This window comes from Phyllobacterium sp. MT110 (assembly GCF_058792715.1).
Genome location: NZ_JBXAFE010000007.1, coordinates 110,546 through 134,782, shown reverse-complemented (window position 1 = coordinate 134,782; position 24,237 = coordinate 110,546). Strand labels below are relative to the sequence as shown.

Sequence of the window (24,237 nt, the reverse complement as noted above, 5' to 3'; positions counted from 1 at the left end):
GATCACACCTTCCGGCGTTGATTTTCCGTGACAGTTGGAATGTGCGGCGTACTTTCGCCATCTTCCTGGAGGGACGCCGCAAGGGCTATCGCGATACATTGGGTGATGCACATGGGTGCCGCCAAAGAGCGCGAAAATGAATACTCGTCTTCCGGTACCGTGAACAAGACCTTCGCACTCTTCGCCAAAGGAGACAGCTGGCTGTCAGTGATGGCGACCATGGGCGTACCGTTGCTCGCGGCAACGTCGGCGATCGAGACCACTTCCTTGGCATAGTGCCGGAAAGAGATCGCTACGAGTACGTCTTTCTTGCCCATGACCTGAGCCATTTCAGGAGCAAGACCACCGGCCGGATCAAGCAGGACAACCCTGCGTCTCAGCATTGAGAGAACATACCGCAAAAAACCGGCAATCGGTTCAGAGCGAAGTTGTCCGGCAATAAAAATCGTATCGGCATTTTTCAGCAATTTTGCGGCATCTGCCAGAGACTTTTCCGTAACTGCGTTCAGCAATTCCTGCAGCGTTGCTATATCCCGCACCACCAGATCGTGCAGAAAGCCTAGATTGCCTTTGCGTTTGTTCTTTTCCAAATCCGCATCGAGAGCGCTGATGCGTTCCCGGTATCCCGGCGCAGCAGTCGACAGTCTTGTCTGGAATACACCCTGCAGCTGCTTGAAACCGGAAAACCCGAAGTGCTGCGCGAAGCGCACAAGAATCGAGGGGTGTGCGCCAACTTGTTCGGCAATCGTGTTAATCGACTGCATGGCGACTACATTTGAATTCTGCGTGAGAAACCTCGCGACTTGCTGGAACCTGTCGCTCAAAGAAGGATATGCTTCCGTGACAGCGTTGACGAAACTCTCGTAGTTCGCCAATCGCGGTTCGGATTGCTCAGAATTCTTTACCCTTGGCATGAAACAGAACCTCTTCATTGTTAGCCGCTCACGCGAGCCAAGCCAGCCGTTTAAGTCGCTGTCACTTAACAAGGAAGCACCGTGCCAGTTTGATTATTGCAATTTTTCCTATTTCGCAACATTCCATGTTCACAGCAGGTTGATCGAGCCGTGTGTTGTCCGATCTCTGAACAGTTGGAAGAACCGGTGCACCCGAAAGTGCACCGGGGACAATCAATACGGAGCGTCAGGAAAATAGTACTCTACCGCATTATCCTTTGTGATCAACGGGCTGCCAAGAACATACCGACCATTGATCGGGGCTTGCGTGGCAAATTTCATGGTCACCAATTCAATCGCGGGAATAATAAGCGTCGGTGGATAAAAAATATCGGCGTCAACCATGTCGTGCCCATCCTTGACGAGTTTAACGACCTTGTTCATGCCAGATCCGCCAAGAACGGTGACATTCTTGCGGCCGGCCTGCTTGATAGCCTCGATGGCACCAAGCGCAGCATCGTCATCCCCAGCCCACACACCGTCGATCTTTGGGAAGCGCTGCAAATAATCCTGCATAACTTCAAAACCCTTGTCGGGATTCCAATTGGCGTATTGCATGTCGAGGACGTCGATCTTCGTGCCCTTCAATGCGGCATTGAAGGCTTCGATGCGAATGTTATCGATCGCGGTCGGTATTCCCCGCATAACGACAATCTTGCCACCGTCCGGGAATTTCTTTTTGAAGTATTCCGCAGCTGCACGCCCGTACTGCGGATTGTCGCCTCCCACGTACAGATCTTCAATGCCCTCTTCGCCCAGTCCCCGGTCGACGGTTGCAATAAAGATACCCTTGGCTTTTGCGGCCTTCACCGGTTGGGTCAAGGGATCAGATTCAAATGGCAACACAATAAGTGCATTGATGTTGCGGGCGACCATATCCTCTATATCATTGACCTGCTGGGTCGCACTGGATGATGTCGTCAGAACAAAATCGACATTCGGGAAGGCCTTCTTCATGGTGTCGATCGTTCGCTTCGTGTGGTAATTCAGACCACCAGTCCAGCCGTGCGTTGCAGCTGGTATGGAGACACCAATAACGGCATCTGCAGCATTTGCCTCTATTCCCCATCCCGCGATCATCATTGCTGCCGCGACAAGAGCCGTTTTCAAACTTCTTAGCATGATAGTTCCTCCCTTATTTAGACAACCCAACCCTTCCAGACTCATGCAAAAGTCCGGCAAGCTCTTCATTAGTGACAGTGTTCGTCGTTCAGCCTTGTGAGCGATCCCGCTGCAGGAGAACTGCGATAATTATGATCGCCCCCTGGAATGCCCCGTTAAGATAGGGGCTGACAAAGCCAGTGAGGTTCAGGATATTGCTGATGAACCCGAGGATAAGCACCCCGACAACCGTTCCCCATATGCGGCCAAAACCGCCACTCAGAGCAGTTCCGCCAATGATGACGGCCGCGATGGCTTCCAGTTCCCACATCAATCCCGTCGAGGGTGTTGCCGCGCCGAGGCGTGGAACATAAATGACCGTGGCGACTGCCACACAGAAACCTTGAATGACGTAGGTCAGGATTCGGACGCGGTTAACGGGAATTGCTGAATAAAGGGCGACATGACGATTGGAACCAATCGCGGCAACGTGCCGCCCAAACCGCACACGTCTCAAAACCACTTCGCCGATAACAGCCATGACAATGAGAACGATGATCGGAACTGCGATCCCTCCCACCTGCCCATAGTAGATTGGTCTCGCGGCATCACGCAGGGAGAAGTCCAGCGAAATGGAACCACCATCGGAAAGCCAGGTAATAATTGAGCGGAAGATGCCCATTGCGCCAAGTGTGACAATGAATGCTTCGACTCTGCCCTTCACAATCATGTAGCCATTCAGGAACCCCGCAGCTGCGCCCACAAGAATGGAGAACAGTATTCCTGCTGAAATCAGCAGCCAACCGGATCCAAGAGCCCCTACCGAGTGATTGAGGAAAAGAATGGTCACACCTGCGACCAATGCGGATAGCGAGCCGACCGACAAATCCAGCCCGCCCGCTGTAATCACGAATGTGGCACCAATCGCTATGATGCCGATAATGGCACTTCGCGTGAAGACATTTGACAAGTTCTCGGCACCGAGAAAGGTACCGCTTGTCAAAGCGCCGATTATCATGAGCAGGATCAAGGCGATGAGCGGGCCCATAGCCTCCAATGTCCGAGTTATGGTCAGACCAGAGCCTGTCGGGGCACCTGTGGTATTAAGTGTGACGTCAGACATGGGTTAGCTCCTCCTGCAAGCCCATTGCGAAGCGGATAATCTCGCTTTCCTGTATTTTCTCTCCCGTCAGCTCGCCGGAAATCTGCCCCCGTCGCATGACAACAACACGGTCCGATAGTCCAACGATCTCTTGCATTTCCGAGGAAATGACGACGATGGCTTTGCCTGCATCGGCGAGCCTGGCGATGATTTCGTAGATTTGTTGTTTGGCTCCGATGTCCACGCCTCGCGTCGGCTCATCGAAAACGACCAGATCAGGATCTGTTGCGAGTGTCTTCGCAATCAGGATTTTTTGCTGATTGCCACCGCTGAGCGAACCAGCAGTTGCGTTATAGTTCCCCGCCCGGATATCGTATTCCTTCACCACGGTGACCAGGTCCAGATTCTCCACGCGATGACTGATCCAATTGCGGCCACTCAGCGCTCCCTTTGTCAGCGCAATATTTTCAGATAGTGACTTGCCCAGCAGGAGGCCCTTCCCTTTCCGGTCCTCGGTCAGGTAGGCAAGCTTCAATTGCCAGGCCTCCCGCGCATGCGGCAGCGCACGGCGTTGCCCGTTGAGTTCGAATGAGTGACACGACGCGGAACGCAAGCCGAGAAGTGCCTCGAACAATTCTGTCCGCCCTGACCCCACAAGTCCGGAAATTCCGAGAACTTCCCCCTTGTGGATCGTCAGGCTGGCATCAATAACCGCATTCGCAGAGTTCAATCCGATCACGTCGACAAGGATTTCACCCCTCGTTTTTGTCTTTTGACGAACCGGATAGATTTCCGACAATGGCCGACCGACCATGGCTTCGGCCATTTCATTTTCAGATATTTCGCTTGCCCTTGCCACCCGCACAATCTGGCCATCCCGCAGCACGGCGATCCTATTGGCGATAGCCTTCACCTCATCGAGACGGTGCGAGGTGAAAACGACCGAGCCCCCCTCGTCGCGGAACAGTCGGATGCGATCGAAAAGCTGGTTTGCTTCTGTCCCCGACAAAACCGCCGTTGGTTCGTCCATAAGGATTAGCTTAGGTTCTCGCGCAAAGGCTTTGGCAAGCTCGACCATCTGCCAATCAGACACAGGCAGATCTTGCAACCGAGCACGCGGTGAAACGTATGATCCGAGTTTTGCCAAAATATCAGCGGAAGCCTTCTCCATGGCTTGGCGATCTGTAAAAATCCCTTTGGTCAGTTCGCGTCCGAGAAAGACGTTCTCGGAAACGGTCAGATGCGGAGCCAAACAGAATTCCTGATGCACCATAACCACACCAGCCCGCTCGGCTTCCCGGAGAGTCTGCGGGGCACGTTTTCCTTCAAAATCCATCGTGCCGCTCGATTGGGGTGCAAGCCCGGCAATGATACGCATCAGGGTTGACTTGCCAGCACCGTTCTCGCCGACCAGAGCAAGAACCTCGCCCTGCTCGACAGACAGGTCTATCCCCTTCAGGACGGGAACATCGCCGTACGATTTGAAGAGCTGGGTGAGCGCAAGCATCGGCATCGTCAAACGCGCGCCGCTACTAGCGTCTGATGGCCGATCTCAGCGTGGTTGACGACCAGAGCCGCGCTCAAATTACCATTGAAATAATCGATAATATTGGCAGCGGCAGAAACGGCCATCCTCCGCCCGCACGCTTCCGTTAGCCCAGCGTTGTGGGGTGACAGGACTACCCGCTCGCAAGCAAAGAGAGGATTTCCGGAAACTGGCGGTTCCTCGGTGAAAACATCCAGCCCGGCAGCACCTATCCGATTTTCATTCAAAGCAGCGAGCAATGCCTTTTCATCGACCAGGCCACCCCGTGCCGTATTGATGAGGATCGCAGACGATTTCATCAAAGCCAGTTCGCGCTCTCCGATAAGTGCCAGAGAGCCAACCTTTGGTACATGGAGGGAAACCACATCCGCGACGCGAAGACCATCTTCCAATGTATCAACGGGATGAACACCACGTGCAAGAATGCTCGAAGGATCCTGAAAACGATCATGTGCCAGGACATTCATCCCCAATGCAGCGGCAATTTGGGCGAGACGGCGACCGATACGTCCAAAACCAACAATCAGCAATGTTCCGCCATCCAATTCGACTGCATCGAGCGAATTGCGATAGTTCCAATCGCCTTGCCGCATTTTCTGATCAAACAGAACGGTCCGACGTGCCGCCGAGAGCATGAGCATAGCCGCGTGTTCTGCAACCGCACGGGAATTCACGTCACCGACCACTGCCAGCGGGATTTGTCGCGCGTTGAGGGCCGCGACATCGACAGAGTCGTACCCAACGCCGTGCCGGGATACAATTTTCAGGTTGGGTGCTGCGGTGACAAACGCGGACGACAGCGGCTGCGTTCGGATGAGCAATGCATCTGCGGTTGGTAGATAGGGCTCGTAACTGGCGGCAGTGACATCTTCAACGTAATCGACTTCGATTCCCGGCGCATTTTGCAGGAGAGACAGCCCGTCCGCGTGGATCTTTCCAGCGACAACAACTCTTGGCATGCTCAATACCCTCCCCGGTCGAGCTTGTTTTCAGGAAGCGCGTCCACCACGAGTTCCCTGAATTTTCTCACACTTGCATCGGCTGCCCCCGCCATAAGGCGAACGTCGTTCGAAACGGTGACCAGATCAAAGCCCCATCCAACGGCTTTTGCGGCATACTCCGCTGTTCCGTTGTGAAGAGCTGCGCGTTTACCCGCCTTGTGTGCGGTGTGGAGAATATGCTGGATCGCCGCAATCATTTCGGGCTCACTCCGATCGAAGCCGGGGGCATACTTCCTGCCTTGAAGTCCGAGCGTGAGGTCGGCTGGACCTATGTAAACACCGTCAAGTCCGGGCGTAGATAAAATGTCGTCAAGATTTTCATATGCCTGCGCGGTTTCGATCATCGCGAGGCAGATCATCTCGTCGTCGGCCTCGTTTGCATATCCCGTTCCGGTAGAGAACAGAGCCCGGCTGGGCCCGAAGCTGCGAACACCATGCGGCGGATAGCGGACGTAAGAAACCAGGCGCTCGGCTTCCTCCCTCGTGTTTATCATGGGGCAGATGACACCATAGGCGCCCGCGTCGAGCGCCTTCATGATGTCAGCTGGGTCGAGCCAGGGAACGCGAATAAGAGGTGCTACACCGCTTGCGCGCATGGCCTGCAACATCGGGACGGCGCCATCATAGCCAACGATCCCATGCTGCATGTCAATAGTGATTGAATCGTACCCTTGAGCGGCCATAATTTCCGCACTGAATGAACTCGCAATCGACAGCCAGCCATTGAGCACCGGCTTTCCATCGGCCCAGCGGCTTTTCACACCATTCTTGATCATTTGCGGATTCCTTAAACCATCATCTGTGAGAGCTTGACGTTGGAGTAGTCGAGAATTCCCTCGATGCCGCCCTCACGGCCCATCCCGCTTGCCTTGATTCCGCCGAAGGGAGCTTCTGCTGCTGCCAGGGCGAAGCTATTCACACCGACCATGCCCGCCTGCAGCCGGGCAACCGCATCACGGGCCCGCGCCGCATCCCGGCTGAAGACATAGGCAGAAAGCCCCATCTCCGATGCGTTGGCGCGCTCAATCACTTCATCCGTATTTGAGAAGGACGTGATTGCCGCAATTGGCCCGAAATTTTCCTCAGCAAGTGCCTTGGCATCGTCAGGCAAGCCCGTGATCACAGTAGGTTCGAAGAAGTATCCGGTATTCAGTTCAGCGGGACGGCGTCCGCCAGCAAGTATCTTTCCGCCCCTGTCACGCGCATCTGCAACGACTTCCTCAATAGCATTGATGCGCCGCTGATTGATCAAAGGCCCCATCTGCGTTGTCTCGTTGAGGCCATGGCCAAGCTTGAGCGCACGTGCGCGGGCGGCGAAGCCTTCTGCGAAAGAGTCATGCAGGGATTCGTGAACGTAAAACCGATCGGGCGTGACACACACCTGACCGCTATTGGCATATTTTGTGGGCACTGCAAGATCGAGCGCGCGCTCCAGATCAGCATCTTCGAAGACGATCATTGGAGCATTCCCGCCAAGTTCCATGCTCACACGCTTCACAGTTTGCGCACTGTCCCTGATCATTTGCTGTCCAACTTGCGTTGATCCGGTCAAAGACACTTTTCTGACAACGGCCGATGCCATTATCGGTCTGTAGGTATTGGCAGTAGGACCGATCAACAGGTTTGCCACACCCGCCGGGATTCCAGCTTCCCGAAGGCAGTCAAACATAGTCATCGCGACGCCTGGCACCTCAACGGAGGGCCGTACAATCACGGTACACCCGGCCGCAAGAGCCGGCGCAACCTTGCGTGCTATCAAAGCTGCGGGAAAGTTCCACGCGGTAAAGGCTGCGACAACGCCAACTGGTTCATGGGTAACTTCAAGCCGTCCACCGGGCAATCTGCTTTCAATGATCCGACCGTAGATGCGGCGGGCTTCTTCCGCATACCAGCGAAATTGATCCACAGCGAGATTCCATTCACGGCCGGCCTGCGCAAAGGGTTTACCGGTCTCAAGCGTCATGCGCCGAGCCGCCTCGACTTCGCGGCGGATCATCGTGTCAGCAACTTTATGAAGTAGATCGGCACGTGCCCAGGCGGCTGTCTCGCGCCATTTGACCAGAGCCTGTTCGGCGGCAGCAATTGCTGATTGCGTGTCTTCCGCGCTTGCGGCAGGAACAATGCCGAGCACTTCTCCGTTACCCGGATCCGTGACTTCCGTGCTTGCCCCTTTCACCGGACCGGACCACGCGCCGTCGATGAAAAGCCCGTAAGATGTATACATGTCTCCTCCTCGCGGTGAAGGCCGTTTCGGCCTAGCGCCGTATGCAATTATTATTTCAAATTAGCAAATTAAGCAATTTTTATTGCTAGTCAAGTTATATTTGAATCGCAAATGCTGGGGATTTGCGCATCTGGGTTGCTACAACTTGTAAGTATAAAGTTTCACAGGGGTAGCCCAGCCGTTCTGCCGAGGCGTCACAATGGCTGCCCTTGAGGCATGGGCAAACAGGATTCGTTATTAAACTATTATTGCAATATTTCATATACCGCAAGTTAAATTGCAAACCGCACCGTGACGCAAGCCGCAACCTTCAACCCGCAGGCACAATAGACATGACGTAATCCGCGATCAGCTTCAGCGACAAAAAGAGCAAGGTGATCTGAATCAGCAGATAGAAAATACCCTCGGGCAAAAGACGCGTCAGTTTGGCACCAACGAACGTTCCCGTAATTGCTGCCGGCAGCAACCATAATGCTAGCGTCGTATCAAACTTCGAGAACTGCTGGAGTTCCCAATAGGGTATTATCTTGGCAGCATTCACGATCGCGAAAAGAATGGTTGAAGTTCCTGCGAATTTCATCTTTTCAAGGTGCTGCGGTAGCACGTACATCTGAAACGGGGGCGCGCCGGAATGAGAGACGAAGCTGGTCAAGCCCGTGAGTGTACCCCAGAAGACGCCCCCGGGGATGTCTGCGGGCTTTACAGTCTTCCTGTATTTCGCGCCAAACCACGCGTTGAAACAGAACAGAATACCGACAAGCCCAACAAGCATTCCGATGAACAGACTTGAGAGGTTTGCGCTAAACATCCACCCTAACCCCACACCAGCGAGCGCTGCTGGCGTAAGGATCACGAGATTCCTGGCGGAATAATTTTTCCGATAGAGATATAGCCCGACCATATCGCTGATCACATAGAGTGGTAGCAACAAAGCTGCGGCTGTCACAGGCGATATGACCAAGGCCATAAGCGGCACAGCCAGTGTCCCGACCGATGGCAGGCCACCTTTCGACAAACCGACGAGAAACGATGCAACCACCGCAATCGCCAATATTGTTGGAGTATGCTCAATCATTCAGTTCATCCAGTCTCGCCGGGAAGCCCGCGCCAACTTCAAGATTAAAAAGCGTTCATACCGGGCGCGATGGCAGCCGAAGCTCCGTTCGTTGCCATGTTCGCAATGCGCTGACGATCTGTTCTGCAAGACAAGTCGCTACAAGTCCATCCCACGACGTTGATGCATCTTCTGAAACTTTTCCTAGCCGAAGCGCATCCACCCAGGCCTGACCTTGAACACGATATGCGTCCGCAAATCGAGGGATCCAGTTCGGCGGAAAGCCTGCCATTTCAGCATCGCCGCGTTTGCTATGCGTTAACGCCGGTTGCGCCAAGGAAACGGTGCCATTGGAGCAGACTGCCTCCGCTTGGACGTGATAGCCATAACTGGCATTCACGAAGACTTCTGCGGATACAACTGTGCCATTGTTCATTTCCAATATGAACAAAAGCGGGTCGGCAATACCGCTATTCCCAATACCGGCACAAGGGATGACAGTGGCCGAAATGAACTCAGCTGATAGCAACCACCGACAGATATCGATCTCGTGGACGAAGGCAGACGGATCGGCCGGATGGTTATGGGAAGCGCAGTACTCGACTTTCTCCCGCGATTTTCTTCTTCCATCACACAACCTCCACGGCAAGCCAAGTCCCATTCCGCGATGAGTTCTGGATGGTTTCAACCAGCGTTTGGATGCGTAGTCCGGCGCGGAAATTAAAAGGTTCGGGGCGAATGCCGGCGATGGCTTCCAGGTAGCCGGCGACCTCAATCGCCTTGAGGTCGTTAAACCCCAGCTGATGACCGGGCGCGACGCAAAAGCGACCGTAAGGCACGTGATCCGGCCCCGCCTCAATGCGCCGGAAGCCCTGTCTGCCCTTCGTATCGCCCGTTGAATAGTAATGCAGTTCATTGAAACGTTCTTGAGAAAAGGCCAGCGCCCCTTTAGTGCCGTAGACTTCAAAGTCATGCTGCATCTTTCGGCCTGTCGCGATCCAGTTTCCTTCAACGGAACCGCTGGCCCCGTTTTCGAACCGCAGGAAGGCGCGTCCAACATCATCCGTTTCAACTGATTGCATTTCGCCTTTTCCGTCTGGGCGGCTATCGATCATCGTAACGCAATCACCCATGACACGCGTAATCGGGCCGAGCAGGAATTCTGCTGTAGCCAAGGCGTGGCTGCCAATATCCGCCAGCGCACCACCACCTGCCGGGTTATGCCGGAAAGTAAACGGTCCGCTGGCATCAGCCATATAATCTTCCGCGTGAAGACCGCGATAGCCACGAATTTCCCCAAGTTCCCCACTGGCAATCATCTCACGCGCGAGACCAAGCATCGGATTGCAAAGGTAATTGAAGCCAACCTGCGTTTTTATCGACGCGCGTTCGGCCGCCTCGGCCATCTCCCGGGCGTCGGCGGCGAGTGGTGCCAACGGCTTTTCACAATAGACATGCTTTCCTGCAGCAATGGCTGCCAGAGCCATTTCTTTGTGGAAGGCATTAGGCGCGGTGATATCAATCACGTCGATCGAGGGATCGTGCACCATTCTGCGCCAATCGTCGGTTGCTTCCGCAAATCCAAGTGAGTCACGTGCTGCCTCAGCCTGAGCCATTGTGATATCGGCGATACATGCCAGTTCGATTTCATATGGCAGATCGAACACGCGCTGCGCCGCTGCAAAACCGAAGACATGGGTCTTGCCCATGAAGCCTGATCCAATGAGACCCAGCCGAAGTTTATTCTTCATGCTTTTTTTCCTTGAGATGATTGTAACGATGCCCGGCCAGGTCACCGTGCCACGCGGTGGCCTATCGCCGATATCGCCAAAGTGAGAAGCAACTGGCGGCTCCAAACCATGTTCAGTGGAGTTGCTTTACGCAGCTCGTTTTCCGGCCTGACTGAGCAACGCCTCTGTCAGTTTCTGTTTGGTCCACCCTTCCTGAACGGCTTGGGTAAGCAGGTCCTGTTGGGCTGGAGGAGCAAGTCCACCTAGAGGGGGATCGCTGTCCAGGTTTGTTGGAAATGGATAACCGTCCGCTGTTGCGGCAATGACGGCCTCGCGCGCGCGAGTTCCCAAGCTGGCGAGATAAGGAAATACGGCCAGGCACATTGCAGCCCTATCCAGTGTTTCCATGTGTTTTGCGAAGGGTGAAACCACCTGCAGAAGGTTCACAAGCCTGATCACATTCGATGTCTGGTTTGCACCCGCTGCGTGAAACAATGCAGGACTGAAAAAGATGACATCGCCTTTTTCAAGCGGAAGTTGAACGCAGTTAGCCTCAAAATAATCTCGAAACTCTTGTTGCGACGTAGCGAGATAGCCGGACAAATAGCGCTGGGAATGCGGCAGCAGTTTCGTCGTCCCGCTTTCCACTGGCATATCGCAGTGCGCAACCCCGCCCTGAAGAACGAGGCCTTGACCGAAAGCATGGACGTGGGCTGGAAACTGGCTCATCTGCTGCGTGGTCATGAAGCCAAGATGGAAGTCTCGGTGAACCGCCTGCGCTTTGCCGCCGGGGCGAACCTGATTGACCTGTGTTGCTATCTGGTAGCCTGGTCCCAACCAGGACCGGCACGCCAAATGGATGATCGGATTTGCCATGTAATGCGCATATACTTCGGGTGCACGCAGGCACAGCTTTTGCAGACTGTTCCAGATGCGATCGTTCGCGCCAGTTGCCGCAAAATGATCGCCTATCGCTGCACCCTGCGCACGTTCCTCGGCAATGATCATCTGGAAAACACTCGTCGCCATATCGAGAACCTTAGTATCAGCAAAGGCTCCCCGAATGACGATCACCCCGGGACCTTGTCCAATGGCACGCACCCATTCCGGGCCATGGACATCGTCCACGTCCTTCCCCTCGTAAATTGGAATTTTGGAGATAATCTCACGCGCCAGCGGATAGTCGGCTGCCAAAGTATCAGTTTCCACCTCTGACCGAAAATCGGAAAGATTTGTCTTCATTATCGGCTCCTCCTCAGCCCACACTTTTTAAGTTCCCTTACAAGAGCGCCTTCACGGTCGCTTTCATGGGCTTCATTCACCTGTTCAAGGATCGCAAAAAACCGTAGCTACGTTGTCGTTGTAACGACTGATTGGACCTCGACCCGAAAGAGTTCCACTACTCCCTATCCTTAATGCAATATTTTTTGCAAGTTTCTTGATTTGTCAATATTTATTTTGTAACAATCCAGCATGCGGGAGAATGGCGATGCACGATTGCGGCAATCTGATAGCTGGCTCGTAAGGGCTTAACCCTCTAAAGATTTACACCAATCAAGTATGGAAATTGTGTCGGAGTAAGAAATGAAGGCCAAACTTGGGATAGCCCCCATTGCATGGTGGAACGACGACTTAGCCGAGTTGAGCGGGGATATTTCCCTGGAGGGCTGTTTGGCGGAAGCGCGTCAAGCGGGCTTTACCGGAATGGAAACCGGCAGGCGGTTCCCGATGGATGCGTCGATCCTTGGACCAATTCTCCAGCAACATGGAATAAGTGTCTGCGGTGGTTGGTTTTCCGGGCAACTGCTTGATGGAGATATCGCAGCTGAAAAAGAACGCATCGCCGAGCAGATGGCATTGTTCAAGGCAATGAATGCACCCTGCATCGTTTATGGCGAAACAGCGGGCACCATTCAGGGTGATCGCAATGCCCCGCTTTCGACGAAGCGGAAACTGTCTGAAGACCAGATCAAGGTTTACGGCCGCAAAATGACGGAATTTGGTGAATGGTGTGCGGATCAGGGAATGCCGATCTCATACCATCATCATATGGCTGCGCCGATTGAAACGGAAGAAGAACTGGACCTGCTCATGAAGCACTCGGGCGAAGGCCTGCCGCTTCTGTTCGATGCAGGGCATATGGCATTTGCCGGTGGTGAAGTACTTCGGGTGATCGACAAACATCATAACCGCATTTCTCATGTCCATACGAAAGATGTGCGGATGGATGTAATCAACGCGCTGGACCGCACAAAAGAGAGTTTCCTCGACGCGGTCGTAAAAGGTGCATTCACAGTACCCGGAGATGGCACACTCGACTTTGTTGCGATTGTCAAAAAGTTGGCGGCCTATGGCTATGAAGGTTGGTTTGTAGTCGAAGCCGAACAGGACCCGATCCAAAACCCGCCGTTGAAGATGGCTCAAATAGGACACCAAGAACTCATGCGGGTGATGAATTTAGCGGGATACGAAGTTGAATAGGAAATGCAAACAAAGAACAGTTCCTTTGTAAATGCCGATAATCGGCAGATTGGGGTGGTTTTGATCGGAGATAAAAAATTCCATTCATAATGACGGAACCTCAAGACGATCTTCTTGAGATCGCGCTTAGCCTCACTGCCCGAACGTGACGGATTGGTCCGACATATGGGGCGGTGTTCGATGGTCTGGTGCCTGAGTAGTTTGGCATACCGCTCTCCATGCGTAAAGGCGGCTCTGACGAACCGCCTTTACGCATGTATTAGGCTAGGACCGTTTTTGAGACGGAAGATTGCCAATGGATATCAATATCCTTGGTTATAATGACGATGACCATGTCGATAATCACGATTACCGCGATGACCATTCCAATTGCCGTGACGATCGCGACGGTTGTCATAGTGTGGACGGCGACGATCACTGCGATCCCATCCATGACGATTATGCGAGCGACGATCGTTATAATGTAGTCGGCGCTTTTCCTGGTATTGGACCTGCTCGATGTTGCTTACCGCTGGCGTCGCTTGTTGTAAAACGGGACCAGCAAACGATGAGACCACCGAAGTAAGACCAACCAGTGCGACGATGAAACCGCCGGTAATTAGCGAAACAAGTTTTTTCATGATATCTCCTATCAATACGATAATGAGCTACCTGCATCTTTGTTCCTTGTTGCCGCGGGAAAAGAATCGTTAGCTCCTCGCCTGCACTTCAAAGTATACTGCAATCCTAGCCGGATTGAGCGGCATCACTCGGTGCGCTGATTGAACGTCTCGCGGACTGAAAGAGCTTAAGCATCAATCTATTTTTCCTTGAACGGCTAGCGTCGCCTTGCCATTTGAAGCGGTATTTACAGTCATGAGCCCGAACCCGGCCACCGATATCACGTCGCACCGCTACAAGGCCAATGAACATTAAACGGGCACAGATATACGGATAAGAGAAGCGATTTTAAATATTGTAGAATTTCCATTGCTACTAATCCAAGCACGTGAAATCCTTCACCGTTTCGACGTCAAGCTCATCCTAAAAATATATGGGCTACATACGTTTTTTCAAGCTTGGAGAGGCTGCAATATCTGTGCCCATTTAATGTTCAGAGCCAGGATCCTTCGTCGAGCCTGACCAGAGAGAAACTGCGCCATGCATTGGCCGCCGGGCGCTCCTGAGCAACGGCTCCCTCTTGGCAGCAGGCTTTCTTAGAGCGTCCCACCTGACAAAGTCAGCTTACCGCAGGCGCTAGTCATGGCTAAAATGTGAAAGAGGATAAAATGAAGAGACTAGCTTCCGGTGCCAATTATGTTCGATACGGTCTCGGCAAGATCGCAGTGATCGCGCTGCGGGATGGCTATATCGATATGCCCACCAGACGCTTGCGCCAAACGGGAAACCAACCGTTCAAAGACCTTCCCGACCAAGTGGAATTGGTCGGTGGAAAGCTTCGACTGTCCGTTAACGCATTTCTGATTGTTGACGGCGACGAGCATATTCTGATCGATACGGGAGCGTCGAACTCTTTGGGCCCGACGATGGGCGAACTTCTTCGCGCACTCGGGGACGCCGGTGTCAAACGTGAAAAAATCGGCACGATCGCATTGACGCACACTCACGAAGATCACGCCCATGGTTTGGTGGCTGCGGATGGTTCGGATGCGTTCCCAAATCTCCAGCGGCTTTTCGTTCCAAGAGCCGAAATCCCGCTATTCGACAAGATCGGGAGGGTTGCCCGGTTCCGCGAGCTTCGCGCACCGATCGACGATGGTTTCAAGCTAAGCCCGAGCGTCACGGCCGTAGGCGCCCCCGGCCACGAGGTCGGCCACACCACATACGAGATATCGAGCGCCGGCGAAACGCTGATCATCTGGGGAGACATTGTCCACGTACAGTCGATCCAGTTCGACAGGCCGGAACTGACATGGGAGTATGATGCCGACCAGGATATGGCCCGTTCCAGCCGTTTATCGATGCTACGCCTTGCCACACGTCCGAACGTATATGTGGCTGGAGCACATCTTGACTCTCCGGGTGTTGGCAAAGTGAGCGAGAACGGCTCGACATTCAGCTACGTTCCACTATAGAATCGCTGAGACCCACCCGAGCGTGGTAGGCTCAATTCTACTTTAGAAGACACCAATCGCGACGCCTGGTGACCGCAGTGCGCCGTCGCCATCCTTGCCGGAATCCGAGCCTTGATTTCGAACCGGGTGGATCGTCTTCGAATAGGTCTTGGGTTGCCATCGATCAACCCCGGGGTAACAGCCGCTAGCTTCGAAAAATTCCGGTGAAGAGTGCGGCGCAATCATTCCGGTTCACCAGTTTTTGCCGACAATATTACTGTTCGGGGGCGATTGACGACCTGTACAACCTCGGCAGTTGTTAGGACACGATCAATTTGGCGTGTCGTTTCAAGTACGGCGCATCTTCCATCAACAGTCGCAGGGCGGGTAAATGAGCTCGAGAACAGACCCTTGTAATATCCATACATCACACGTAGGATGTGGTGTATTGTAAAAATTTCTCTCCATTTTTTTCCGTTTATGAAAGTTAAACTCCTTGCGGGATCATCTCGACCAAACCGATCGTCGTCTCGTCAAACTGCTTTCACAGGATGCGCAGCTCGGCATTACGCGGCTCGCTGAGATGATGGAGATATCGGTGCCGACAGTACGGACGCGGCTGCGCAATCTGCTTGACCGGAACCTTCTCAAGATCACAGGACTGCTGAACCTGACCGAGCGTCCGGAACTGATTTCAGCCATTGTCGGCGTCAATGCACAAGGGCGTGGCCGGGCGCGGGAGATCGCGCGGCGCATTGCAGAACTACCCTTTGTCAATTCTGCATCCGTCGTGACAGGACGGTTCGATATTATTGTCGACGTTGTCGTTGCCGGGGATGTCGCTGACCTTTATCGGGTCACCAGCGAATTGATCCCTGCTGTTGGTGATCTGGGAGAGATCGTCCGTACGGAAACCTTCGTGGTGATGGCGTCGTGCAACAAATGGGTCAATCTGCCGGAAGGATGCTGGTCCGAAAGCACAGAGGTACCGGTAAGCGAATAGAGGATCTGAAAGATCCTGTCCGAGAAGATAGGACCCATACCAAGAACGTCTAAAAATGGACGGACATATAACAAGGAGGAACCAGGAATGAAGATTGCCAAGTTGTTTGTCGCAGGTCTTGCGATGCTCACCGCTGCCGGCGCCGCGAGTGCCGGAACGCTCGACGATATCGTCAAGCGTGGAGAATTGCGTGTCGCAGTACAGACACAAGGTCCACCCTTTTCCATGGTTGACCAAGCCGGCAAACGCACAGGAAGTTCCGTGGAGCTTGCTGAGCTGATGGCAAAGGAAATGGGCGTGAAAATCAGTTTTCTCGACTTTGACTGGGATGGGCTTATTCCGGCGCTCCTTTCCGGCAAGGCCGATCTGCTGGTGGCGGACATGACCCCGACCCTGCCGCGCGCCATGAAAGTCGCCTTCACCAAACCTTTCATGTTTACGGGCAGTACCGTTTTTGCGAAAGCAGGCAGTAAGTTCACCACGATCGACTCCTGCAAGGCAGCAGGCACCAAAATCGCGGTATTGCTGGGTGCTACCGGAGAAAAGGTCGCCAAGGCTACATTCCCCGATGCTGACATCAAGAGTTACAAGGGTGGCGGCCCTCTCCTCCTCGATGCCGTCAACAACGGTCAGGCCGATTGCGGCGTCAACGATGTCTCCGCTGTAAAGGGCCAATCGGCCGCATATCCGGCCGGGACCTTCACAGTCATGCCGGAAATGCTGTCGAAAGAGCCTTTGGCCTTTGCCACGCGTTACGACGAGCAGGACCTCCTCATCTGGATGAATCTGTTTCTTGATCAGGTCGCCATTGACGGTCGCCTCCAGAAAAATCTGGATTACTGGGTTAACTCGGACGCCTGGAAGAAGGATCACTAGGCAGGGATAGATTTGGGTGGCCGTGAGCCGGTTCTTTAACCTGTTCGGGGCCACCCGTCTGCCGGATCATCATTTGCACAGTCGCCTGAGGGATCATCCCGGACATGCTTGAAAATTTCAGCTTCCGTACCATTGCCGAGTACCTGCCGCTGTTCGCACACGGCTTCCTTGCCACGCTTTGGTTGTCCGTCGTTTCCTTTGCCGGCGCACTTGCGGTTGGGATTGTGCTTTGCGCAATGAATTTGCAACGCTCGCGCTTGTCGAAAGTTCCGGCAAAGATCTATATCGATGCTATCCGTGCAACCCCGCTGCTGGCGCAGCTTTATTTCCTTTATTTTGGTTTGCCGCGACTGGGTATCGTACTGCCGGAACTCGTTGTCGGCATTCTTGCTCTGTCGTTGAACAGCGGAGCTTACATCGCCGAGATCATCCGGGCGGGCATCCTTTCGATCTCTCGCGGGCAGGTAGAAGCAGGTATTGCATCCGGTATGACTTACACGCAGCGCATGCGCCTCGTGGTCCTGCCCCAGGCTTTTCGCGTGACCATCCCTCCTCTCCTTGGCCAAGCCATTGTGCTGGTGAAGGATTCCGCGCTGCTGTCCCTGATTTCCGTTTCCGAACTGACCCGTGCCGGGCAGCTTCTTGCTTCTGACCGCTTCATGCCGGCGGAGGGCTTTATAACAACCGCAGCGTGTTATCTCATCCTCTATTATGGATTGAAGGGTCTGGCGGCCCTGTCAGGGCGTTGGCTTGGTTCGCAGCCGATGAGGAGCCGAACATGATCTGGCAACAATTCCAAAGTCTCATCGGGAGCTATCCGCTGGCTTTGCGGGGCCTTGGCATGACTGTGGCGCTGTCATTGATCAGTCTTGTTCTGGGCACGTTCATCGGCTTTGCCCTCGGTATAGTGCGGACAGGGGGCAATCAGTTGATCAGTCGGATGATTGGCGCTTGGGTCGATCTGATACGTGGAACTCCATTCCTCGTGCAGATTTTTCTGATTTTCTTCATCCTACCGGAACTGGGCATTGAGCTTGATGCTTTCACAGCTGGTATCATTGCACTGTCCAACCTTGCGGCCTGCTTCATTTGCGAAATCGTTGCCGCCGGTATCCGCGCCGTTCCAACCGGCCAGGTCGAGGCATCCCTTGCCTCGGGCCTGTCGCGCTGGCAACGCATGCGGCAAGTCGTGTTACCGCAAGCAATGCGAATGTCTTTGCCACCACTGGTGGGGCAATATGTTCTTCTTATCAAGGATTCCTCTGTCGTCTCCGCAATCGGCTTGACCGACCTCACCCGAGTTGGCTGGCTGGTGGTACAACGGGTACCCAATGGGCTGCTCGTGTTCGCCATTGTCGGCGTTGGCTATTTCATCGTTTGCTATCCGCTCATCTTGCTTGCCCGCAAACTTGAACGTCGCATGGGAACGGCTCATGGCGAGGTACAATTGTGAATTCTGGCAGATACACCATCAAAGAAAGTACCAGGCATGATTGAGTTTCGCGGTGTCAACAAATGGTTTGGAGCACTGCATGTGCTCAAAGATATCACCCTCAGCATTGAACCGCGCGAGGTTGTGGTGGTATGCGGACCAAGCGGTTCTGGCAAAAGCACCTTGATCCGCTGCGTCAACGGTCTTGAGACCACAAAGGACGGTGATCTCATCGTCGACGGTCAACGCGTCGGCGATCCGACAACGAACATGACCGATCTGCGTGCCGAAATTGGCTTTGTGTTCCAATCCTTCAATCTCTATCCGCACAAAACTGCATTGGAGAATGTTACACTCGCGCCGATTCACGTGCGGAAAATCGCTCGTTCGACCGCCGAAGCGGCTGGGCGTGAGTTACTCGCAAGAGTTGGGCTCGCCGACAAGTTCAACGCTTACCCATCTGAGCTCTCCGGCGGACAACAACAGCGGGTCGCTATTGCCCGTTGCCTTTGCATGCGACCCAAGATCATGCTGTTTGATGAACCGACATCAGCCCTCGACCCCGAGATGATCAGCGAAGTGCTCGACGTCATGGTCAGCGTAGCCGAAGAAGGAATGACCATGATGGTTGTCACCCACGAAATGGGTTTCGCGCGCAAGGTCGCACAGCGCGTCGTGTTCATGGATGCCGGGGCCATTGTGGAAAGTGGTACACCGGAAGAGTTTTTCTCTCATCCAACGACCGATCGCAGCCGTGCCTTTCTCAGCAAGATCCTGCGCCACTGATATATTCATCAGTTTCCTTATGGTGGACTGGAAACATTGGAGGTCAAGACATATTTCGCAGCTCGGCCAAAGAGCCCTTTGACCGCGAATGGCGCCTGCAATACTGTTAAGTGTGTCTAAAGCATGGATGAGCGATGAGACGCTTCAACGAAGTCCTGCTTACTGGCGAACTTCAAGGAAGCCTTCGGATTCCGCACGATCCAACGGAAATTGGCATTGTCGTTCTCGGCTGGTCAGGCGTCTGTTCGCTGTCCAGCGTGCCAAATTTCTTGCAGCCAATGGTACGATGGCTGTTACAGTTCGATATTCTGGTGGGGACGGCCAGCATCCGGCTTTGTTGCAAACTCTTCATCAAGACGACTGCGCTATGATGCTGGCTTTCAACGAGCCGGGATGTGATTCAGCCTTACAGAGAGCAAGAGAACTGCGCCCGCGCCTGCGTGGAAGCTGTAGGACATGATTGCAATTGCTCCTGTATGGGGAAAAACCATAGTGCTGGTGTTCACCGTAGCTGGTTCGAAGTATCGGAGACATCCGGCAGACGGGCGGCCTGCCGGATCCGGCGATCAGTAGTCGCTAATCTTCTTCATGTAGCGGCGGGCTTCCAGCATGGTCTGGTTGCGGTGTGCGGCGAGCTTATAGGCGAATTTCCAGAGAGCATCGAAAAAGATGAGAGGCACCAGATAGCCTTGGAACTGTTCGTCGATTCCAGCAAGATCCAGATCCTTGGCATCGAGCACCAGTATGTTGTCCTTGTCCCCGAAACGATAGAGGAAGTCGCGTGCCCGCTCCTCCAAGCGACGGGTCTCGTCGAGGCCGATCATCGTGATGAAGCATGTATCCTTGTCGACGACTTCGAACGGTCCATGGAAGAATTCGTTGGCATGGATAGCCTGCGAATTGATCCACTGCATTTCCATCAAAACACAGATTGCAAAGGAATAGGCGGCACCATAGTTCGCGCCGCTCGCCGTCGTATAGATCACATCGCGATCCTTGAAACGCTCGGCAAAGGTCGTGAACAGATCGGCGTACCGCACATGCGCCGCCTCGATGGCCGGCTGCAGGTTGCTGAGGCTCCTTAGCAGAGAAGGCAGATAGTCGGCTCCGTCGGCAATCTTTACCAGGCCGGCGAGCAGCATGTAGAGGATGGCGTAGTTGCTATCTGCAGCGTCGATGGCAATGCCTGTCGTGTAGGACGCTTGGTAACGCAGCACGAAATCGGCCGCATCGGCGAGCGGCGATGACGGATCGAGCGTCATGCCGATCACGGTTGCACCCTTTTCCTTGGCATGTCTGGCGGCGCGCACGGTCTCGCGGGTTGTTCCCGTCTGCGAGCATAGGATGACGATGGCGTCGGCATCGAGTTTCATCGGATCGCGGCAGACGAATTCATCGCCATTGTAAACATCTGACGTGATGGTCTTTGAATGGCGGTCGAGAAAATACTTGCCCGGATGCATGATGGACAGCGAGCCGCCGCAGGCGACAAGAAAGACTTGGGAAACAGGCTTTTTCGCGAGCGCCTCAAGCGCTTTGGCGATATCCGGACTAAGGGTAGCTTTCATAGAATCCTCTTGGGTATTGGCGCCGTCGCGGCGCTGCTTTTGAAATCCGGCTGTCGAACATTCTTCCTGTCCTGGCGCGGTTGGAAGCGCTGCCGGAGGGCATTTTCATTCCGACATTGCTACCAACCGTCCCGATCATCGTTCGCATTGACAGCTTTTACGCAATGTGCGAACGTTCTCACAACTTGTCAATCGGAAAGACTCCAGATGATCAAAATTGCTGCGATGGGCGACAATGTCGTTGATTGCTACATTTCCAAAGGCACGATGTTTCCCGGCGGAAACTGCCTCAACGTTTCCGTGTTTATCCGGCGTTTTGGCGGGTACTCAGCCTATATCGGGGTCATCGGCCAGGACGCAGCCGGCAAACTGATAGAGGCCGCTCTCCTAGATGAGGGCGTGGATCTGACAAGGCTGCGCATCTTTGACGGACCGACTGCATATTGCATCATCGGCCATCGCGATGCCGACCGGGTCTTTGTGCGCGCGGACCTCGGCGTGTCGATGTTTTCACCGGTCGATGACGATATCGCGTTCCTCAAGGATTTCACAGCCGTGCATATCGGACAATCGAGCGGGCTGGACAACCATGTTGCGGCGGCGGCGGCACAGACATTGCTGTCCTATGATTTCTCGACCCGCCGCGATCCCGGTCATCGCCGTGCGATTGCGCCCCATTGTTTCCTGGCATCGGTCTCCGGCGGCGACCTGACGAGCGACGAGGCGGTGGCCGTGGCAACCGAGCTCCGTGAGGGGGGCGCAAAATGGGCTCTGATCACACGTGGTAGCAAGGGCGCGATACTTCTGGGAGCTGAAGGCCAGTTCGAGGTTCCCGCCTCCCCCGCCGAACTGGTCGATACACTCGGTGCCGGCGACACCTTTATTGCACGCACGCTTTACGGACTGGTTGCCGCTGAGACGCCTCAGATTCTGCTCTCGGCAGCCGCAATCGCAGCCGCCGAAACATGCCGCTATTTCGGGGCCATCGGCCATGGCGCGCCGATCGCACTTTCGGGGGACGTGCCGGAGCTTCAGACTCTTTCGGCCTGAGGCGCCGTGACCGAACCGCGCAGCGCCAGCGTGTGCTTCAACACCTGGTGCTGTTCTTCGCCGCACTCTCCGCCGATCCGCGCGAGAATGAGTCGCGCGGAAGCCTCCCCCATCTCTGTCAAGGGCTGCGCGATCGCCGTGATGCCTGGCTTCAGGAAGCTCATCCAGTCAAGATCATCAAAGCAGATCAGTGATAGGTCTGTCGGGATTTGCAGGTCGAGCGAGGTGATCGCATCCATCGCAACGGCCGACATCAATCCGTCTGCGGTAAACAGCGCCGTTGGCCTATCGGGACGCGAAAGAAGGTCCATCGTCGCCGCTCTTGCCGCCGTTACCGAATAGGTTCCCACCCGGCCGATGAGGCTGCGGTCAATCGAAAGCCCAGCCGCACGGTGCGCCTCTATATAGCCAAACAAGCGTTGCCAGCTGGGAAACAGGCTTGCGGGATCGATCGATCCCTCGATGACCCGGTCGATGAAAGTTGCCATATCCCCGAACTCCCAGCGTTCCAACTCGGCCACCATGCCGATCCGGCGGTGGCCCGCGGCAAGCAACTGCGCGACACTATCGCTCGCCGCCCCGCGGTTGTCTAATGTTACCGAATCGGCAGGAAGCCCATTGACGCGCCGGTCTATCTGGACGATCGGGCAGCCTGAGGCAGCGGCAGCATGCAGATGGTGCGAAGCGGATGTGTCGCAAGGTGCGACGATCAATCCATCGATCTGTTTTTCGAGCAGCAGTTGCACAGCTTCGAGCTCGCGCTCCAGTAGTTCGTCGCTGTTGGTCAGCAGTACACCGAAGCCCTGGGCACGTGCAACGTCGGCGATCCCTCGCAGGATGCTGGCATAAAACGGGCTTTGGATATCGCCTGCGACGACGCCGATTGTCTTGGTTTTGCCAGTGATCAGGCTGCGGGCGAGCAAGTTGGGACGGTAACCCAAAGCCTCGGCGCTGCGGCGCACCCTTTCCTTGTTTTCCTCACTGGTATAACCGTAACCGCCCAGAACGCGGCCCGCCGTTGCTGTGCTCACTCCAGCCCGCTTCGCAACTTCGGTAATCGTCACTTTGTCAGCGCGTTTGTCTGCCATTCCACTTTCCCGTCACTGACTGCATCAACATCTTCACCGCTGAAAATCGACCGGACCTCGGCGGGAATGAAAGCGACGAATGCGGTCGGTCGGTTTCGGATACAACGCCAGACCTAATTTTGACAGGCCCTTTTGTTCGATTTTCCAGACGAAATGGCATTCGTGAACTTTATCCCTTGACGGATGTGAAAAACAGATGCTTGTATTGTGAGAACGTTCGCACAATTAGATCGCAGGTTCAATCTCCAATTTTGAGTGGCCTGTTTCCGGTGCGAACCGGAGGAGCAAATAAAGACAAGAAAGGGGAATGACATGACGATCAAAGCTCTTGCCAGCAAGCTTCTTGCCGGAACGGTTCTGGTCATCGCCATAGCGGTATCAGCCAATGCCGCGGGCGTCGATCAGAAATTGCACGGCGCAGTTCCGTCGGAATACCAGAAGAATGGTGTCAATGTGGCTGCGTTTAACGACTGGCCACCCGATGAATTCGTCGAAACCGGCGAGTTGAAGGGATGGAGCATCGATATGGCGAAGGCCATGTCGGAAAAGCTCGGTGTCGAATTCAAGTTCACGCCGACGAGTTTCGATGCCATCATTCCAGGGCTGGCTAGCAAGCGTTTCGATGCTGGTTTCTCCTCCTTTGGCGTCACCGAGGAGCGGCTTGAGGTCCTTGATTTTGTACCACAACGCAAGGAAGGAACGGCCTATGCGTTCCTTAAGGAAAAGAGCCTGGACATCCAATCGGAGAAAGATCTTTGCGGTCATTCCGTTGCTGTTCTGACCGGTGCCTGGGATTTCCAATACTTGACCAAGGTCAGCGTTGAAACTTGCGCCAAGGAAGGTGCTGCGTCGATCGACCTGCAACAGTTCACGACACAAAATGCGGCGGAGCTAGCGGTTTCGTCTGGTCGTGTCGAAATGGTCGCGGCAGGTTCGGCCAAATTGCAGTATCTTGCCAAACAGACCGGCCGCTTTGGTGTATCGAAGCTGACCAGCAATGCCGTCTTCAACGGCATCGGCGTGCGCCGTGACGATCCGCTTGGGCCAGTTCTCAGGGACGCGCTTCAAGCAATGATCGACGACGGCACCTACACGGCGCTGATGGCGAAATGGGGTGTCGACGGTTCTGGCATGCTCGACAAGGCATTACTGGTCAACAAGGCAAACCCTGTCACGAAGTAAGGGTGG

At 54.5% G+C, this 24,237-nt stretch carries 24 protein-coding genes; 10 read left to right on the top strand and 14 right to left on the bottom strand.

Going from position 1 to position 24,237, the window contains the following annotated elements; translation table 11 throughout:
- Positions 1-2 precede the first annotated feature (2 nt).
- The 11 genes from AC1Q5O_RS24175 to AC1Q5O_RS24125 form a co-directional block, all read right to left on the bottom strand.
- A complete protein-coding gene (locus AC1Q5O_RS24175; RefSeq protein WP_492566515.1) occupies positions 3-875 on the bottom strand; it encodes a MurR/RpiR family transcriptional regulator in 873 nt (290 codons plus the stop codon).
- 252 nt (positions 876-1,127) lie between these two features.
- Positions 1,128-2,075 (bottom strand): substrate-binding domain-containing protein, encoded by a 948-nt coding sequence (locus AC1Q5O_RS24170; RefSeq protein WP_472460448.1) that lies wholly within the window; start codon positions 2,073-2,075, stop codon positions 1,128-1,130.
- Positions 2,076-2,163: 88 nt separating this feature from the next.
- Complete coding sequence (locus AC1Q5O_RS24165; RefSeq protein ID WP_492566512.1) at positions 2,164-3,177, bottom strand: ABC transporter permease; 1,014 nt, start codon at positions 3,175-3,177, stop codon at positions 2,164-2,166.
- Positions 3,170-4,663, bottom strand: coding sequence for a sugar ABC transporter ATP-binding protein (locus AC1Q5O_RS24160; protein ID WP_472460446.1), 1,494 nt, complete (start codon positions 4,661-4,663; stop codon positions 3,170-3,172). The genes AC1Q5O_RS24165 and AC1Q5O_RS24160 overlap by 8 nt, the downstream gene beginning before the upstream one ends.
- Before the next feature lie 8 nt (positions 4,664-4,671).
- On the bottom strand, positions 4,672-5,661 hold the full coding sequence (locus AC1Q5O_RS24155; RefSeq protein WP_472460445.1) for a hydroxyacid dehydrogenase: 990 nt from the start codon (positions 5,659-5,661) through the stop codon (positions 4,672-4,674).
- A gap of 2 nt (positions 5,662-5,663) precedes the next feature.
- A complete protein-coding gene (locus tag AC1Q5O_RS24150; RefSeq protein WP_472460444.1) occupies positions 5,664-6,479 on the bottom strand; it encodes an HpcH/HpaI aldolase family protein in 816 nt (271 codons plus the stop codon).
- Between the two features lie 11 nt (positions 6,480-6,490).
- Positions 6,491-7,927, bottom strand: a complete 1,437-nt coding sequence (locus tag AC1Q5O_RS24145) for an NAD-dependent succinate-semialdehyde dehydrogenase (RefSeq protein WP_472460443.1) — start codon at positions 7,925-7,927, stop codon at positions 6,491-6,493.
- A gap of 310 nt (positions 7,928-8,237) precedes the next feature.
- Positions 8,238-9,002 carry a sulfite exporter TauE/SafE family protein gene (locus AC1Q5O_RS24140; protein WP_464665087.1) on the bottom strand — a complete coding sequence of 255 codons (765 nt, stop codon included), beginning with the start codon at positions 9,000-9,002 and terminating at the stop codon, positions 8,238-8,240.
- A 55-nt stretch (positions 9,003-9,057) separates the two neighbouring features.
- Positions 9,058-9,642: a Gfo/Idh/MocA family protein gene (locus AC1Q5O_RS24135; RefSeq protein ID WP_464665086.1), complete on the bottom strand. Its 585-nt coding sequence runs from the start codon at positions 9,640-9,642 to the stop codon at positions 9,058-9,060.
- Positions 9,611-10,732 (bottom strand): Gfo/Idh/MocA family protein, encoded by a 1,122-nt coding sequence (locus AC1Q5O_RS24130; RefSeq protein WP_464665084.1) that lies wholly within the window; start codon positions 10,730-10,732, stop codon positions 9,611-9,613. The genes AC1Q5O_RS24135 and AC1Q5O_RS24130 overlap by 32 nt, the downstream gene beginning before the upstream one ends.
- A 126-nt stretch (positions 10,733-10,858) precedes the next feature.
- Positions 10,859-11,953 carry a phytanoyl-CoA dioxygenase family protein gene (locus AC1Q5O_RS24125; RefSeq protein WP_464665082.1) on the bottom strand — a complete coding sequence of 365 codons (1,095 nt, stop codon included), beginning with the start codon at positions 11,951-11,953 and terminating at the stop codon, positions 10,859-10,861.
- Positions 11,954-12,295: 342 nt separating this feature from the next.
- On the opposite strand from AC1Q5O_RS24125, the gene iolE reads away from it, so the two are divergent.
- Complete coding sequence (gene iolE, locus AC1Q5O_RS24120; protein WP_464665081.1) at positions 12,296-13,192, top strand: myo-inosose-2 dehydratase; 897 nt, start codon at positions 12,296-12,298, stop codon at positions 13,190-13,192.
- Positions 13,193-13,494: 302 nt separating this feature from the next.
- Here iolE and AC1Q5O_RS24115 read toward each other — a convergent pair whose 3' ends face one another.
- Positions 13,495-13,812 carry a hypothetical protein gene (locus AC1Q5O_RS24115; protein ID WP_464665079.1) on the bottom strand — a complete coding sequence of 106 codons (318 nt, stop codon included), beginning with the start codon at positions 13,810-13,812 and terminating at the stop codon, positions 13,495-13,497.
- A 648-nt stretch (positions 13,813-14,460) separates the two neighbouring features.
- Between AC1Q5O_RS24115 and AC1Q5O_RS24110 the strand changes: the two genes are divergently transcribed.
- The 7 genes from AC1Q5O_RS24110 to AC1Q5O_RS24080 all read left to right on the top strand — a co-directional run bounded on the left by AC1Q5O_RS24110 (position 14,461) and on the right by AC1Q5O_RS24080 (position 19,714).
- Complete coding sequence (locus AC1Q5O_RS24110; protein WP_472460504.1) at positions 14,461-15,267, top strand: MBL fold metallo-hydrolase; 807 nt, start codon at positions 14,461-14,463, stop codon at positions 15,265-15,267.
- Between the two features lie 475 nt (positions 15,268-15,742).
- Positions 15,743-16,249 (top strand): Lrp/AsnC ligand binding domain-containing protein, encoded by a 507-nt coding sequence (locus tag AC1Q5O_RS24105; protein ID WP_464665075.1) that lies wholly within the window; start codon positions 15,743-15,745, stop codon positions 16,247-16,249.
- A gap of 87 nt (positions 16,250-16,336) precedes the next feature.
- Complete coding sequence (locus AC1Q5O_RS24100) at positions 16,337-17,125, top strand: ABC transporter substrate-binding protein (RefSeq protein ID WP_464665073.1); 789 nt, start codon at positions 16,337-16,339, stop codon at positions 17,123-17,125.
- A gap of 104 nt (positions 17,126-17,229) precedes the next feature.
- Positions 17,230-17,907 (top strand): amino acid ABC transporter permease, encoded by a 678-nt coding sequence (locus AC1Q5O_RS24095; protein ID WP_464665071.1) that lies wholly within the window; start codon positions 17,230-17,232, stop codon positions 17,905-17,907.
- Positions 17,904-18,578: an amino acid ABC transporter permease gene (locus AC1Q5O_RS24090; protein ID WP_472460506.1), complete on the top strand. Its 675-nt coding sequence runs from the start codon at positions 17,904-17,906 to the stop codon at positions 18,576-18,578. The genes AC1Q5O_RS24095 and AC1Q5O_RS24090 overlap by 4 nt, the downstream gene beginning before the upstream one ends.
- Before the next feature lie 36 nt (positions 18,579-18,614).
- The gene (locus AC1Q5O_RS24085; protein WP_472460507.1) at positions 18,615-19,343 is read left to right on the top strand and encodes an amino acid ABC transporter ATP-binding protein; all 729 of its coding nucleotides are present in this window, start codon (positions 18,615-18,617) and stop codon (positions 19,341-19,343) included.
- 134 nt (positions 19,344-19,477) lie between these two features.
- Complete coding sequence (locus tag AC1Q5O_RS24080; RefSeq protein WP_492566506.1) at positions 19,478-19,714, top strand: hypothetical protein; 237 nt, start codon at positions 19,478-19,480, stop codon at positions 19,712-19,714.
- A 195-nt stretch (positions 19,715-19,909) separates the two neighbouring features.
- Here the strand turns inward: AC1Q5O_RS24080 and AC1Q5O_RS24075 are convergent, their stop codons facing one another.
- Positions 19,910-20,911, bottom strand: coding sequence for an SIS domain-containing protein (locus AC1Q5O_RS24075; protein ID WP_464665066.1), 1,002 nt, complete (start codon positions 20,909-20,911; stop codon positions 19,910-19,912).
- A 207-nt stretch (positions 20,912-21,118) separates the two neighbouring features.
- Between AC1Q5O_RS24075 and AC1Q5O_RS24070 the strand changes: the two genes are divergently transcribed.
- The gene (locus AC1Q5O_RS24070; protein ID WP_472460508.1) at positions 21,119-21,961 is read left to right on the top strand and encodes a PfkB family carbohydrate kinase; all 843 of its coding nucleotides are present in this window, start codon (positions 21,119-21,121) and stop codon (positions 21,959-21,961) included.
- On the opposite strand, the gene AC1Q5O_RS24065 is transcribed toward AC1Q5O_RS24070, so the two are convergent.
- Positions 21,943-23,049: a LacI family DNA-binding transcriptional regulator gene (locus AC1Q5O_RS24065; protein WP_472460509.1), complete on the bottom strand. Its 1,107-nt coding sequence runs from the start codon at positions 23,047-23,049 to the stop codon at positions 21,943-21,945. The genes AC1Q5O_RS24070 and AC1Q5O_RS24065 overlap by 19 nt on opposite strands.
- Positions 23,050-23,361: 312 nt before the next feature.
- On the opposite strand from AC1Q5O_RS24065, the gene AC1Q5O_RS24060 reads away from it, so the two are divergent.
- Entirely contained in the window at positions 23,362-24,231 is an 870-nt protein-coding gene (locus AC1Q5O_RS24060) for a transporter substrate-binding domain-containing protein (protein ID WP_492566504.1), read from the top strand.
- The last annotated feature ends 6 nt before the right edge of the window (positions 24,232-24,237 follow it).

What these genes read in the sequence shown, in the direction of transcription:
- AC1Q5O_RS24160 (WP_472460446.1), bottom strand. Translation starts at nt 4,663, where the DNA reads ATGCTTGCGCTCACCCAGCTCTTCAAATCGTACGGCGATGTTCCCGTC.
- AC1Q5O_RS24135 (WP_464665086.1), bottom strand. Translation starts at nt 9,642, where the DNA reads ATGGGACTTGGCTTGCCGTGGAGGTTGTGTGATGGAAGAAGAAAATCG.
- AC1Q5O_RS24075 (WP_464665066.1), bottom strand. Translation starts at nt 20,911, where the DNA reads ATGAAAGCTACCCTTAGTCCGGATATCGCCAAAGCGCTTGAGGCGCTC.
- iolE (WP_464665081.1), top strand. Translation starts at nt 12,296, where the DNA reads ATGAAGGCCAAACTTGGGATAGCCCCCATTGCATGGTGGAACGACGAC.
- AC1Q5O_RS24150 (WP_472460444.1), bottom strand. Translation starts at nt 6,479, where the DNA reads ATGATCAAGAATGGTGTGAAAAGCCGCTGGGCCGATGGAAAGCCGGTG.
- AC1Q5O_RS24080 (WP_492566506.1), top strand. Translation starts at nt 19,478, where the DNA reads ATGAGACGCTTCAACGAAGTCCTGCTTACTGGCGAACTTCAAGGAAGC.
- AC1Q5O_RS24065 (WP_472460509.1), bottom strand. Translation starts at nt 23,049, where the DNA reads ATGGCAGACAAACGCGCTGACAAAGTGACGATTACCGAAGTTGCGAAG.
- AC1Q5O_RS24145 (WP_472460443.1), bottom strand. Translation starts at nt 7,927, where the DNA reads ATGTATACATCTTACGGGCTTTTCATCGACGGCGCGTGGTCCGGTCCG.
- AC1Q5O_RS24095 (WP_464665071.1), top strand. Translation starts at nt 17,230, where the DNA reads ATGCTTGAAAATTTCAGCTTCCGTACCATTGCCGAGTACCTGCCGCTG.
- AC1Q5O_RS24125 (WP_464665082.1), bottom strand. Translation starts at nt 11,953, where the DNA reads ATGAAGACAAATCTTTCCGATTTTCGGTCAGAGGTGGAAACTGATACT.
- AC1Q5O_RS24155 (WP_472460445.1), bottom strand. Translation starts at nt 5,661, where the DNA reads ATGCCAAGAGTTGTTGTCGCTGGAAAGATCCACGCGGACGGGCTGTCT.
- AC1Q5O_RS24130 (WP_464665084.1), bottom strand. Translation starts at nt 10,732, where the DNA reads ATGAAGAATAAACTTCGGCTGGGTCTCATTGGATCAGGCTTCATGGGC.
- AC1Q5O_RS24070 (WP_472460508.1), top strand. Translation starts at nt 21,119, where the DNA reads ATGATCAAAATTGCTGCGATGGGCGACAATGTCGTTGATTGCTACATT.
- AC1Q5O_RS24110 (WP_472460504.1), top strand. Translation starts at nt 14,461, where the DNA reads ATGAAGAGACTAGCTTCCGGTGCCAATTATGTTCGATACGGTCTCGGC.
- AC1Q5O_RS24140 (WP_464665087.1), bottom strand. Translation starts at nt 9,002, where the DNA reads ATGATTGAGCATACTCCAACAATATTGGCGATTGCGGTGGTTGCATCG.
- AC1Q5O_RS24100 (WP_464665073.1), top strand. Translation starts at nt 16,337, where the DNA reads ATGAAGATTGCCAAGTTGTTTGTCGCAGGTCTTGCGATGCTCACCGCT.
- AC1Q5O_RS24170 (WP_472460448.1), bottom strand. Translation starts at nt 2,075, where the DNA reads ATGCTAAGAAGTTTGAAAACGGCTCTTGTCGCGGCAGCAATGATGATC.
- AC1Q5O_RS24060 (WP_492566504.1), top strand. Translation starts at nt 23,362, where the DNA reads ATGACGATCAAAGCTCTTGCCAGCAAGCTTCTTGCCGGAACGGTTCTG.
- AC1Q5O_RS24115 (WP_464665079.1), bottom strand. Translation starts at nt 13,812, where the DNA reads ATGAAAAAACTTGTTTCGCTAATTACCGGCGGTTTCATCGTCGCACTG.
- AC1Q5O_RS24090 (WP_472460506.1), top strand. Translation starts at nt 17,904, where the DNA reads ATGATCTGGCAACAATTCCAAAGTCTCATCGGGAGCTATCCGCTGGCT.
- AC1Q5O_RS24085 (WP_472460507.1), top strand. Translation starts at nt 18,615, where the DNA reads ATGATTGAGTTTCGCGGTGTCAACAAATGGTTTGGAGCACTGCATGTG.
- AC1Q5O_RS24165 (WP_492566512.1), bottom strand. Translation starts at nt 3,177, where the DNA reads ATGTCTGACGTCACACTTAATACCACAGGTGCCCCGACAGGCTCTGGT.